A 13,318-nucleotide genomic window follows, 5' to 3' on the forward strand; every position below is an offset into this window, starting at 1 on the left:
ATGGCTAAATTTGGAATGCAATTTTTTAAACCGACTGAAAAATTTAATGGCAATTGGTCAGTATTAGAACATAAAAGCCGTGAATGGGAAAAGATGTATCGTGAGCGATGGAGTCATGACAAAGTAGTTCGTACGACACATGGCGTTAACTGTACAGGGTCATGCTCATGGAAAGTATTTGTGAAAAATGGTGTGATTACTTGGGAAAATCAACAAATCGACTATCCGAGTTGTGGGCCGGATATGCCGGAGTTTGAACCGCGCGGCTGTCCTCGTGGGGCGTCGTTTTCTTGGTATGAATATAGTCCGTTACGTATTAAATATCCTTATGTTAGAGGTAAACTTTGGGAGTTATGGACAGCAGCATTAGAAGAATATCAAGATCCGATTAAAGCATGGGCATCCATTGTAGAAGATGAAGAAAAAGCGAAAATTTATAAGTCAGCACGTGGTAAAGGCGGACATGTCCGTACGAATTGGAAAGATGTGTCACAACTTATTTCAGCGCAATTGATTTACACCATTAAAAAAGATGGTCCAGACCGTATTGCTGGTTTCACGCCAATTCCAGCGATGTCGATGATCAGTTATGCTGCGGGCGCGCGTTTTATTTCGTTACTTGGTGGGGAAATGTTGAGTTTCTACGATTGGTATGCAGATTTACCACCCGCATCGCCACAAATTTGGGGTGAACAAACAGACGTACCAGAATCAAGTGACTGGTACAATTCGTCTTATATTATGATGTGGGGTTCCAACGTACCGCTCACACGTACACCGGATGCACACTTTATGACAGAAGTGCGCTATAAAGGGGCAAAAGTGGTGTCTGTTGCGCCGGACTATGCTGAAAATGTGAAGTTTGCGGACAATTGGTTGGCACCAAATCCAGGTACAGATGCAGCGATTGCACAAGCGATGACGCATGTCATTTTACAAAAGTTTTATGAAGATGAGCCGTCTGAAATGTTTATCAATTATGCGAAACAATATTCAGATATGCCATTTATCTTGCGTCTCGACCAAGATGACAACGGTTTTAAAGCAGGTCGTTTCTTACGTTCAAGTGATCTAGGGAAAACGTCTGAAAACAGTGAATGGAAACCAATGATTATTGACCGTTTAACTGATTCTTTACAAGTGCCAAATGGAACGATGGGACAACGTTGGGAAGAAGGCAAGCAGTGGAATTTGAAATTAGAAAATGAAGCTGGCGAAAAAATCGATCCAGCGATGACTGTCATTGACGGTGATTATGAACTCGTAACGATGCAATTTCCTTACTTTGATAATGATGGCAATGGTGTCTTCAAACGTGTCATTCCTGCGCGTCGTGTGACTTTGCCAAATGGTGAGACAACGTATGTGACAACTGTATATGACTTGATGGCGAGCCAATACGGTGTGAAACGTTTTAATCATGAATTAGAAGCTAAAGGTTTTGATGATGCGACGTCGTTCTATACACCCGCATGGCAAGAAAAAATTACAGGTGTGAAAGCGAACACTGTGACACAAGTCGCGATGGAATTTGCGCAAAATGCGATTGATACAGGTGGTCGCTCAATGATTATTATGGGAGCGGGTATCAATCACTGGTTCAACTCAGATACGATCTATCGCTCCATTTTAAACTTAGTCATTTTATGTGGCTGTCAAGGTGTGAACGGCGGCGGTTGGGCACACTATGTAGGTCAAGAAAAATGTCGACCAATTGAAGGTTGGAGTACGATTGCCTTTGCGAAAGATTGGCAAGGCCCACCGCGTTTACAAAACGGAACAAGTTGGTTCTATTTTGCGACAGATCAATGGAAATATGAAGAGTCTGGTGTTGACCGTTTAGCGTCTCCATTAGCTGAAAATATTAAATTGCAACACCCAGCAGACTACAATGTTTTAGCGGCACGTAATGGTTGGTTGCCATCCTATCCACAATTTGACCGCAACAGTTTACTGTGGGGAGAAGAAGCGCGTGATGCAGGTGAATTTACGAATGAAGCGATTTTAAAACGTGCTGTTGAAGATGTGAAATCACGTCGTACACGTTTTACGGTTGAAAATCCAGACTTACGTAAAAACCATCCGAAGTCACTTTTCGTATGGCGTTCGAATTTGATTTCAAGTTCTGCTAAAGGTCAAGAGTATTTTATGAAACATTTACTCGGTACGAAATCGGCACTGATGGCTGAACCGAATGAAACAGACAAGCCATCTGAAATTGAGTGGGGTGAAGATACAGTCGGTAAACTCGACTTACTCGTATCATTAGATTTCCGTATGACGGCGACACCACTTTATTCGGATATCGTATTACCAGCAGCAACGTGGTATGAAAAACATGACATTTCATCAACAGATATGCATCCATTCATTCATCCGTTCAACCCAGCAATTGATCCATTATGGGAATCACGCTCAGACTGGGATATTTTCAAAACGTTGAGCCGTACATTCTCAGAAATGGCACGTGTCCACTTAACAGGCACATATAAAGACGTTGTGACTGCACCACTTGCGCATGATTCTAAACAAGAAATTTCACTTGCATATGGTGAAGTGAAAGACTGGACAAAAGGTGAAGTGGAAGCTGTACCAGGAAAAACAATGCCAGCATTTGCGGTTGTGGATCGTACGTATACAGATGTGTATGACAAGTTCATCTCAGTCGGCCCATTACTCGAAAATGGCAAAGTGGGTGCGCACGGTGTCAGCTTCTCTGTTAAAGATCAATATGACGAATTGCGCAGTATGGTCGGTACTTGGGAAGATGATACGGTGAAAAATAATAAACCGCGAATTGATACAGCACGTAAAGTAGCAGATGTTATTTTGAACGTCTCTTCTGCTACTAATGGCCGTGTATCACAAAAATCATACGAAGACTTGGAAGCACAAACGGGTATGCCGCTCAAAGACATTTCTTCTGAACGTGCGTCAGAAAAGATTTCATTCTTGAATATTACATCACAACCACGTGAAGTGATTCCGACAGCAGTGTTCCCAGGTTCGAACAAACAAGGGCGTCGCTATTCACCATTTACAACAAATATTGAGCGTTTAGTGCCATTTAGAACGTTAACAGGACGTCAAAGCTTCTATATCGATCATGAAGTGTTCCAACAATTTGGTGAAGCACTCCCAGTTTATAAACCGACATTACCACCAATGGTATTCGGCACAAAAGATAAACCGGTAAAAGGTGGCGTGGATGCGCTCGTCTTACGTTATTTAACACCACACGGAAAATGGAATATTCACTCCACATATCAAGATAACCAACATATGTTGACGTTATTCCGTGGTGGACCGACAGTGTGGATTTCGAATGAAGACGCTGTAGCACACGATATTCAAGATAATGATTGGTTAGAAGTGTACAACCGTAATGGTGTCGTGACAGCGCGTGCAGTTGTATCACACCGTATGCCACGCGGAACAATGTTCATGTATCATGCTCAAGACAAACATATCGAAACACCTGGATCCGACATTTCAGGTACACGTGGCGGTTCTCATAATGCGCCAACACGTATCCATTTAAAACCGACACAACTCATGGGCGGTTATGCACAAATCAGTTATTCATTTAATTACTATGGACCGATTGGGAATCAGCGTGATGTCTATGTCGCTGTAAGAAAGATGAAAGAGGTGGATTGGCTTGAAGATTAAAGCACAAGTCGCAATGGTATTGAATTTAGATAAATGTATCGGCTGTCATACGTGTAGTGTGACATGTAAAAGTACTTGGACCAATCGACCAGGCGCTGAATATATGTGGTTCAATAACGTCGAAACGAAGCCAGGTATTGGATATCCAAAACGTTGGGAAGACCAAGAAACATATAAAGGTGGATGGGTGTTAAATAAAAAAGGGAAGTTAGAACTGAAATCAGGAACACGTTTGAACAAAATTGCATTAGGTAAAATTTTCTATAACCCTGATATGCCGGTCATTCAAGATTATTATGAGCCTTGGACATACAATTATGAACATCTGACAAAAGCAAAACCAAGCCAACATACACCTGTAGCGAAAGCACACTCGGTCATGACCGGACAACGCATGGATTTAGATTGGGGTCCAAACTGGGAAGACGACTTAGCGGGCGGTCATATTACTGGCCCGCAAGACCCTAACATTCAAAAAATTGAAGAAGAAATTAAATTCAACTTTGACCAAACATTTATGATGTATTTACCACGTCTATGTGAACACTGTTTGAATCCAAGCTGTGTGGCCTCATGTCCATCAGGTGCGATGTATAAACGTGACGAAGATGGTATCGTTCTTGTAGACCAAGAAGCATGCCGTGGTTGGCGTTACTGTATGACAGGTTGTCCATACAAAAAGGTATACTTCAACTGGAAAACGAATAAAGCAGAAAAATGTACGTTCTGTTTCCCTCGTGTTGAAGCAGGAATTCCGACTGTATGTTCAGAGACATGTACAGGTCGTATGCGTTATTTAGGTGTGTTACTTTATGATGCCGACCGTGTACAAAAAGCAGCATCGGCTGAAAACGAACAAGACTTGTATGAAAAGCAACTCGACTTATTCTTAAATCCATATGATGAAGCAGTGATTGAACAAGCAGAAAAAGACGGTATTTCTCAAGAATGGATTGAGGCAGCACAAAATTCACCGATTTATAAATTAGCGATTGAATATAAATTGGCATTCCCATTGCACCCAGAATATCGTACGATGCCAATGGTTTGGTACTGCCCACCATTAAGTCCGATTATGAACTACTTTGAAGGCCAAAATGCAGGGAACAACCCAGATGCGATTTTCCCAGCGATTGAAGAGATGCGTTTACCTATTCAATATTTAGCAGAACTCTTTACAGCTGGAGATACTGTGGCAGTGAAAGGCTCACTTCAACGTATGGCGATGATGAGAAGTTATATGCGGGCACAAAATACAGGCCGCGATTTTGACAACTCTCGTTTAGAACGTGTCGGTTTAACGGAACGACAAGCGAAAGACATGTATCGATTACTTGCGATTGCCAAACATGAAGACCGTTTTGTCATTCCAACATCGCATAAAGAACAATACATGGATACGTACACAGCGCAAGGTAGTCAAGGATATGGTGGCGAACATTTCGGTGCGAACTGTGACGGTTGCGGTGTACCCGTAGGCACAGGTGGAAAAACAGGTCAAGAAATCTATAATGAGCGTTTCTATGGAGGGATTTTCCGTGATTGATCTACACATGTTGAATACGTATAAAGATACATTCGGTTATATGAGTCAGCAGTTGAGCTTTCCTGAAAAATTGACCTTCCATCCTAAAACATTTGAAGACGTGTTTGATGAGACACATCCGGCTTTTCCACATGTCGTGGCATATCGAGAGGCAATGTATGAAAAGAGTTTGTCAGAAATACAAGCATTTTATACAGATACATTTGATTTTAATGAAAAAACGACTTTGTATATGACTTACAATCAATTGGATACACAAAAAGAACGGGGTCAAATGTTGGCAAAGTTAAAAGTCCTCTATGAAATGTTCGGTCTTGAAATGCCAGCATCAGAGTTGTCGGATTACTTACCATTAATGTTGGAATTTCTATATGCGGCGCGCTTTGATGGGGATACACGTGCGCAAGAAAATGTGCAACTGGTCATCATGATTATTGAAGATGGCACGTACGCGATGATGAAACATTTGGAAGACGGACATAATCCGTACGCACACTTAATCCGTGGCCTTCGTGAAACGTTCAAGCGCTGTATTGTACAAGATAAAGAGGTGACACATCATGTTTAATCAGTTTTTATGGGTGATCTTTCCGTATCTTTGTCTTGCAGTTTTTGTTATCGGACATCTCGTACGTTATCGTTATGACCAATTTTCATGGACTGCAAAATCGAGTGAATTTATTGAGAAGAAGCAATTAAAATGGGGCAGTTTACTGTTTCATCTTGGTATCATTCCTGTGTTTTTTGGGCATGTCGTTGGATTACTTATTCCCGCACATTGGTTAGAAGCGGTTGGTGTGAACAACCACATCTATCATATCGGTGCAGTGTATATTGGAAGCATTTTTGGTATAATAACGTTAATTGGCATGTTTTTGTTAACTGCGCGTCGTATTACCAAACAAAATGTCCGTCGTTTAAGTTCGGCGTCAGATATTTTTGTTAACTTTTTATTATTACTTATCGTTTTCGTCGGCTGTTATGCCACGTTAGTGACAAATGCGACAACGCCAGAGTTTGATTACCGTCAAACGATTTCGATTTGGTTTAGAGCATTGTTTACGCTCAGTCCAGATGCGAGTTTGATGACTGGTGTCCCACTTGTATTTCAATTGCACGTCCTTTTAGGCTTTACAATTATGGCTTGTTGGCCGTTTACACGTCTCGTTCACGTGTGGAGTGTGCCGGTGACTTATGCAAGTCGTAGCTATATTATTTATCGCAAACATAAAATTTAATGGAAGGTGATGACCGTGAACCAGATTGATTTTTCGCAACATGATTATCAAGATGAAATAGATAGATTGCGTCATGAATACCAGTTTGACTTTGCCGGTATTGCTTTGCCATCTGAAGATCATGTAGGAATGAAAATCAAATGGCGTTACGTGTCAGGCAACTTAAATGAAAGATATCGTCGCATCGTGTTACGGAATGGGCATGGCATTGCAGGAAATGTGATGAAAACAGGCAAGCCGATGATGATTCCTGATACAACAGATCACGAAATTCAAAACGCATTGTTTGATTATCCTATATTGATGAGTGAACAATTGACGGCTTTAATTGCGATTCCACTGTGGCATAATCATCGTGTGAAAGGTGTGCTTCTACTCGGACAACGTAACCAAAAGCCATTGCCACGTATTGCGCAAGATATTTCATCCATTAAAGGTATTGGCAGTTTGACGAGTGAAGACAAGGTGATGCAATAATGCCACAACAACAGACAGAATTACTCAATTTTTTACAAGCCTATTATCATCAAACGACAGAAATGATTATTTTTATTGATGCACAAGGGCAAGTCATTGATATGAACGAAGCAGCAAGACGTGTCATTTCACCGGATAATGATATGAGCGGTATTTCGACAACGATATGTGGTCGCTGTGAAGGTTATACAAACGAACATGCCTTACGCACATGTCAAAATTGTTTTCTCCAGTCTTCAGAAATTGGTGATACGACATTTCAAGTTTTTATGAAAACGACAGATAACAAAGTTGAACCATTTACAGCGACGTATCAGACGATTGATGAAGAACGTCAAATTAAAGCTTTTACACTGCAAAATGTCACAGCGCAACTGCAACGACAAGAGAAACTGTATCAACGTAATATGATACAAAAGACGATCGCAGCACAAGAGAACGAACGTAAGCGTATTTCACGGGAATTACATGACGGGGTCGTTCAAGAACTGATCAACGTTAATGTGGAAATGCGTTTATTGAAATATCAAACCGATATGGATGTTCTACTCTCTAATGCTAAAAATATTGAAGGCTTAATGACAAAATTGATTGATGACTTGCGCAATTTATCATCAGAATTGCGTCCGTCTACATTAGATGATTTAGGATTAGATGCCGCATTTAAAACGTATTTCAAGCAGATGGAAAATAACTACGGTTTAGCAATAAATTATCATTTTGATATTGACTCAGAGCGCTTTGACGTGGAGATCGAAACTGTCGTCTATCGTATCGTACAAGAAGCGGTGTTCAATGCGATGAAGTATGCGGGTGTTGATGATGTTGATGTCATTATTCGCAAAGATGACCATTACCTTTATGCAGAAGTGTCAGATCAAGGGAGAGGATTTGAACCGAGTGATTCGCCTAAAGGATCAGGATTAGGGCTTTATGGCATGTACGAACGTGCTGAACTGGTGAATGGAAAGCTCAATATTGAAACGCAAAAAGGAAAGGGTACGATTGTGTCACTCGAAGTACCCATCAGTCAAAAGTGAGGGGAATGTAGCATGAGAATCGTAATAGCTGATGATCACGCTGTTGTACGTACCGGTTTTTCGATGATTTTAAACTTTCAAGAAGATATGGAAGTGGTGGGTACAGCTGCAGATGGTGTTGAAGCGTATCAAAAAGTGATGGAGCACACACCAGATGTTTTGATTATGGATTTGAGTATGCCACCAGGGGAATCAGGTTTAATTGCGACAAGTAAAATTTTAGACAGTTTCCCGAATACCAAAATTTTGATACTCACCATGTATGACGATGAAGAATATTTATTTCACGTTTTGAGAAGTGGCGCGAGTGGTTATATTTTGAAGAATGCACCGGATGAACAATTATTGTTAGCCATTCGGACGGTGTACCAAGGCGAAACGTATATTGATCCGAAAATGACGACTTCTTTGGTGAAAGAGTTTGTTCATTCATCCAATGACGGAGAGTATTCGAATGATCCGTTTAAAGTGTTGTCGAAGCGGGAGTTGGAGATTTTGCCGTTGATTGCGAAAGGTTATGGGAATAAGGATATTGCTGAGAAACTGTTTGTATCGGTGAAGACGGTTGAGGCGCATAAAACGCGAATTATGGATAAGTTGAATTTGAAGTCGAAGCCGGAGTTAGTGGAGTATGCGTTGAAGAAGAAATTGTTGGATTTTTAGTGTTTTAACATGTTGCTCATTTTAAAAGTTGGGGAACTAGGGTGACTTGGAACATGCTCTCTGACAAGTGTGGGTAGTAAAAACGTTTTCTGTTGCAGGCGTATGTTGCAATGTTTGCTGCCTTGGGCTCGCGTTCTTAGGGGCTGCCCCTTCAACTAATCAACGCTTTCATTTTACTGTTACATTTGCAAAGGAAGCGTTGATGGATTTTCCGGGCCAGCTGATCCCTCAAGAGTCTCGCCCAGAATTGCAAACGCTAGTGTTTTTAAACATTTCGAGTTGAGGATGGTACACGATATTTTGTGCCATCCTCAACTTTTAATTTGAAGTGGGTTATTGATACATTTTCATCCACTTCTTCTCACGCTGTTACTTCACGCAACTTATCTTTTTATATTAGAGTAAGGAGATAGAGAGTGTGGATGGTTGGTGAAGCATTTTCTGTTGCAGGCGTTTGTTGTAATGTTTGCTGCCTTGGGCTCGCGTTCCTAGGGGCTGACCCTTCAACTAAATTCGGCTTGATTAAAGTGCACACTGGAAGGAAGCCGAATTGGATTTTGGGAGCAGTACAGAAATCTTATGTGTAACAAAGATTTCGTCGTACTGCCCCCGCAAGGTTGACTAGACTTCTCAAAAGCATCAGCATTGAGAAGTCAGACAGCTACTGCGTTAAACAGTAGCCACTATTAATCAGTAGTAATCCTAATTAGATGTTTATTTTATCCCTCAGGAGTCTCGCCCAGAATTGCAAACGGTTGTGTTTTAAAACATTTCGAGTTGAGGATGGTACACGATATTTTGTGCCATCCTCAACTTTTAATTTGAAGTGGGTTATTGATATATTTTCATCCACTTCTTCTGACGTTGTTACTTCACACAACTTTTCCTTTTATGTAAGAGGGAAATAGAGAGAGGTTCGTATTTGAAACATTTTCTGTTGTAGGTATATGTCGTCATTCAAATTTGTAAGCGCGCACGATCACTTTCGATTGTTAGGGGATACGCTATGCAAGAATAGGGGAACTCCTTATGTTATAAATTTCACAATAGCATTAAACTAAAGGTGAAATCTAATCAGGTATTTCATTTTGAACGAAAACTGACGTTCAACTTGATGCATCTAGTAAAGAAAGGTGAATGAGAAATGAATCAATCGAAAGGTGGCGTACAACTCGCGCTCCAAACACTCAGCCTTGTTGCAGGGTTTATGGCGTGGAGTATCATTGCACCATTAATTCCATTTATTTCACAAGATATTAAAATTTCCAGCGGTCAACTCTCAATTATTTTGGCCATCCCAGTGATCTTAGGGTCTGTTCTTCGTGTACCTTTTGGCTATTTAACAAACATTGTTGGCGCAAAATGGGTGTTTTTCACGAGCTTTATTGTGTTGCTCGTACCGATATTTTTACTGAGTCAAGCGGGATCTCCTGGGGCATTAATGTTTGCAGGGTTCTTCCTTGGGGTCGGGGGCGCGATTTTCTCAGTAGGTGTCACAGCACTTCCGAAATATTTTTCAAAAGATAAAGTCGGTCTTGCAAACGGTATTTATGGTATGGGGAACTTAGGGACAGCGGTCTCTTCATTTTTAGCACCACCGATTGCAGGTGTCATCGGATGGCAAAATACTGTACGAAGTTATTTAATTGTCATGGCAGTATTTGCAATCATTATGTTCTTTTTAGGGGACAATAAAGAACCTAAAGTGAAAGTGCCACTTGTAGAACAAACACGTATTTTAATGAAAAACTATAAACTGTATTATTTAAGCTTATGGTACTTTATTACATTTGGCTCATTTGTCGCATTTGGTCTATTTTTACCGAACTTCCTCGTACAAAATTTCGGTATTGATAAAGTTGATGCAGGGATTCGTACAGGTGTGTTTATCGCATTAGCGACATGTTTAAGACCTCTTGGCGGTATTTTAGGGGATAAATTTAACGCGGTAACGATGCTGAAAATTTTCTTCTCGATTATGATTATAGGTGCTTTTATCTTAGGTATTTCAAGTCACATTTCACTATTTACAATTGGCTGTTTAACAGTGAGTGTTTGTGCTGGTATTGGTAATGGACTCGTGTTTAAATTAGTCCCACACTATTTCACAAAAGAAGCGGGTGTCGCTAACGGTATTGTCTCAATGATGGGTGGTCTAGGCGGATTCTTCCCACCCCTTGTCATTTCTGCTGTAACATCTATCACAGGTACGAGTCATTTCGCATTTATCTTATTATGTGTATTCGGCTTAATTGCACTGGTTACGATGTTTAACTTATCTAAACGTGAAAAGGCAGCGGAAAATAAAGCAACTGTTTCATAACATTAAGTCATACAAAGTTGTATCATTAAAAGTAAATATATGAATCAAAATTTAGGACCGAGAGATGTGACGTTTCTCAGTCCTATTTTTGATTTCAAACGTCAGTCACACGAAAGTGATGATAAGAAATGTGTTTTGATCACGGCTTCTAAAATGACAGGTAATTCCTCAAAGGCACTCTGTTGGTGTATACGTTCAGTGACTTTATGCGCATCTTTACCTATTGGCCCGCAATTGAGAAAAGGGGCTTGAATCCGTTCAATCGCTTCAAAAGGAATGTGATACGTTTGTCCAAATACAGGTGTGTGATCGCGAAATGCGTCAAATCCTGAGCCGTTTGGAGATGGGGCAACGTAGCTCAAATCACTAATTCCGTTAAAATAGTGAATGCGTTTTGATACACGATTAAAGTGTTGTTTTGCAGTATCCGTAATCGTTTGTTTAATGGCTTCAACTAAAGGATGAAACGATGCATTCGTTGCTGGATAATAGGGTGGTGCAAAGAATGTAATCACGACAGGTCCCAGTGATTTGCATAGACGAATAAGTTGATCAATGATTGCGATAGACTGTTCATGGGGTGCTTGGTCGTTTTGAATGGTACGGTCAATCAATGCTTGTACCGTGCTTTTACCATGATGTTGACATGCATAGTGATACAATTCTTGATAGGACATCAGTTGAAGTTCAGGCATGGGTGCAACGTCTTCAGTCACCATCCGTTCTATGTATGCGCGCCAAGCTTTATTCACCCCCGCTTTGACTGCATCATTAAATTGCTGAAAAACATCATTTGCGTTCTGTTTGAATAAAAAAAGATTAAATAAAGCTGCTGTGCGGAATGGCGTTTGGACATCGTAATGATGTTTAATATCACTCAGTTTTAATGTGACAGGAAAAGGTGTGGATTCACCTTCAAATGTTTCTTTAAAACGCGTGCTATATTCAATTTCTTGAAGAATATAACTCATCACAAAATTGGAACTTAGACCGAGTGCAGGCGTTCCCACATGTGTTTCGCGGCCATTCACGAACACACCTGGCATAATTTTACCGATTGAACCACTGTAAAAATAATGGACGTCATTGCCTTGTTGTTGAAATGTGGGTTCACTATTGAGATGTAAGACGATTTCGAGTTGATGTTGCTGACAAAGTTGATCTAAGTAGGCCACTGCGGCATGCATCCCTTTTGAAGTGACTTCTTCGTCTGGAACAGTGATTAAAATGAGATTGATATCCCATTCTTCAATGATCGCTTTTTCAATGAGTGACATATGTAACATAAGGCCTGGCTTCATATCCATACTGCCACGTCCAAATAAATACTGTCCTGACAGAATATCGGTTTGAACGTCTTTATCAAAATCCTCGATATGCGCTTGAAAAGTTGCAGTGAGGGCATCCATATCATATGCATCAGATTGGTATAAACCAAAATCTTCAATGCCTACTGTATCGAAATGACTGATACATGTGACAGCTTTGTGAGATGTTGCCCCTTGATATAATGCGATGACTGCATGTCGACCGTCGTCAGTCGGCACGAGGTGGATCTGCTCTGGACGGGCTTTGAAATAATCGAGAGACATCAATTTGTCTTTCACTAAATAAGGAAATGATTGTTCACCGTCTGAATGGGTTACACTTTGATGTGCAACGAGTTGTTTTAATAGTAATGCTCTTCCTGCTGCTGTTTGCCATTGTGCTTTCATACTATCTTCTCCTTTGTGTACCGTTTCCAGCATACAATCTCATTGTAAGTGTTTTCATAACGTTTGCCAATTGCTTCGACCGACTTTATGACGTTTATGTGACGGCGGAAGTTCTCTTAGATGTCTCAAACTGATTTGTGTTAAGATAGTAAAATAAGATAGTACAAAAGTGGGGGCATATGACATGTTAAAAAAAATAATCGGTATTATTTTGTCACTCATCGTTTTATTTATCCTCGTTGCCGGTGCATTTTTTGCGTTTAAAGGATACCAAAAAAGCCAAAATTTAAAGATGATTGATCAATATTTAACTGAAAACCATTTGAAAGATAAAGTTATTGAGGAAAAAGATGAGTACGACCCAAGAAAAGGGATCTTTTATAAAGAGTTAAAATTAGAAGGCGATGAAAAAAATACATACATTGCACAACCGATCCATATGAAACGTGGATTTTTCTTACAAGGATTTAATACTGAAACGAAAAAGCATGATAAAAAGGCAAAGTATAGTTTCTTTGACGAAGATTATAAGTTGAAATAACTGGTTTTAATGGCTGCGTACCATCATGGATATTTTACAATGACTGATGGGGACGCGCTGTACAATATGTATAAACAGATGAAAAAAGACTCGGACAATTCAA

The 13,318-nt window shown here is 40.3% G+C and carries 10 protein-coding genes; 9 read left to right on the forward strand and 1 reads right to left on the reverse strand.

Annotation, left to right across the window (positions count from 1 at the left end; genetic code table 11):
• The 8 genes from CD138_RS07775 (at position 1) to CD138_RS07810 (ending at position 10,959) form a co-directional block, all read left to right on the forward strand.
• Positions 1 to 3,672: a nitrate reductase subunit alpha gene (locus tag CD138_RS07775; protein WP_019167968.1), complete on the forward strand. Its 3,672-nt coding sequence runs from the start codon at positions 1 to 3 to the stop codon at positions 3,670 to 3,672.
• Positions 3,662 to 5,218: a nitrate reductase subunit beta gene (gene narH, locus CD138_RS07780; protein WP_019167969.1), complete on the forward strand. Its 1,557-nt coding sequence runs from the start codon at positions 3,662 to 3,664 to the stop codon at positions 5,216 to 5,218. The genes CD138_RS07775 and narH overlap by 11 nt, the downstream gene beginning before the upstream one ends.
• Positions 5,211 to 5,786, forward strand: a complete 576-nt coding sequence (gene narJ, locus CD138_RS07785) for a nitrate reductase molybdenum cofactor assembly chaperone (RefSeq protein ID WP_019167970.1) — start codon at positions 5,211 to 5,213, stop codon at positions 5,784 to 5,786. Before narH ends, narJ begins: the two co-directional genes overlap by 8 nt.
• On the forward strand, positions 5,779 to 6,456 hold the full coding sequence (gene narI / locus CD138_RS07790; RefSeq protein ID WP_019167971.1) for a respiratory nitrate reductase subunit gamma: 678 nt from the start codon (positions 5,779 to 5,781) through the stop codon (positions 6,454 to 6,456). Before narJ ends, narI begins: the two co-directional genes overlap by 8 nt.
• A 15-nt stretch (positions 6,457 to 6,471) precedes the next feature.
• Positions 6,472 to 6,933, forward strand: a complete 462-nt coding sequence (gene nreA / locus CD138_RS07795) for a nitrate respiration regulation accessory nitrate sensor NreA (RefSeq protein ID WP_019167972.1) — start codon at positions 6,472 to 6,474, stop codon at positions 6,931 to 6,933.
• Positions 6,933 to 7,973, forward strand: a complete 1,041-nt coding sequence (locus CD138_RS07800; RefSeq protein ID WP_019167973.1) for a sensor histidine kinase — start codon at positions 6,933 to 6,935, stop codon at positions 7,971 to 7,973. The genes nreA and CD138_RS07800 overlap by 1 nt, the downstream gene beginning before the upstream one ends.
• 12 nt (positions 7,974 to 7,985) lie before the next feature.
• On the forward strand, positions 7,986 to 8,636 hold the full coding sequence (gene nreC / locus CD138_RS07805) for a nitrate respiration regulation response regulator NreC (RefSeq protein WP_019167974.1): 651 nt from the start codon (positions 7,986 to 7,988) through the stop codon (positions 8,634 to 8,636).
• Positions 8,637 to 9,780: 1,144 nt separating this feature from the next.
• A complete protein-coding gene (locus CD138_RS07810; protein ID WP_019168185.1) occupies positions 9,781 to 10,959 on the forward strand; it encodes a nitrate/nitrite transporter in 1,179 nt (392 codons plus the stop codon).
• 101 nt (positions 10,960 to 11,060) lie between these two features.
• On the opposite strand, the gene CD138_RS07815 is transcribed toward CD138_RS07810, so the two are convergent.
• On the reverse strand, positions 11,061 to 12,674 hold the full coding sequence (locus CD138_RS07815) for a M20/M25/M40 family metallo-hydrolase (RefSeq protein WP_019168186.1): 1,614 nt from the start codon (positions 12,672 to 12,674) through the stop codon (positions 11,061 to 11,063).
• Between the two features lie 184 nt (positions 12,675 to 12,858).
• Here CD138_RS07815 and CD138_RS07820 point away from each other — a divergent pair, with 184 nt between their 5' ends.
• Entirely contained in the window at positions 12,859 to 13,215 is a 357-nt protein-coding gene (locus tag CD138_RS07820) for a DUF3139 domain-containing protein (RefSeq protein ID WP_019168187.1), read from the forward strand.
• The last annotated feature ends 103 nt before the right edge of the window (positions 13,216 to 13,318 follow it).

This window comes from Staphylococcus intermedius NCTC 11048, assembly GCF_002902385.1.
Lineage (GTDB): Bacteria > Bacillota > Bacilli > Staphylococcales > Staphylococcaceae > Staphylococcus > Staphylococcus intermedius.

Coding starts and splice junctions, on each gene's coding strand:
- CD138_RS07775 (WP_019167968.1), top strand. CDS start 1: ATGGCTAAATTTGGAATGCAATTTTTTAAACCGACTGAAAAATTTAAT.
- narI (WP_019167971.1), top strand. CDS start 5,779: ATGTTTAATCAGTTTTTATGGGTGATCTTTCCGTATCTTTGTCTTGCA.
- CD138_RS07800 (WP_019167973.1), top strand. CDS start 6,933: ATGCCACAACAACAGACAGAATTACTCAATTTTTTACAAGCCTATTAT.
- nreC (WP_019167974.1), top strand. CDS start 7,986: ATGAGAATCGTAATAGCTGATGATCACGCTGTTGTACGTACCGGTTTT.
- CD138_RS07810 (WP_019168185.1), top strand. CDS start 9,781: ATGAATCAATCGAAAGGTGGCGTACAACTCGCGCTCCAAACACTCAGC.
- CD138_RS07815 (WP_019168186.1), bottom strand. CDS start 12,674: ATGAAAGCACAATGGCAAACAGCAGCAGGAAGAGCATTACTATTAAAA.
- CD138_RS07820 (WP_019168187.1), top strand. CDS start 12,859: ATGTTAAAAAAAATAATCGGTATTATTTTGTCACTCATCGTTTTATTT.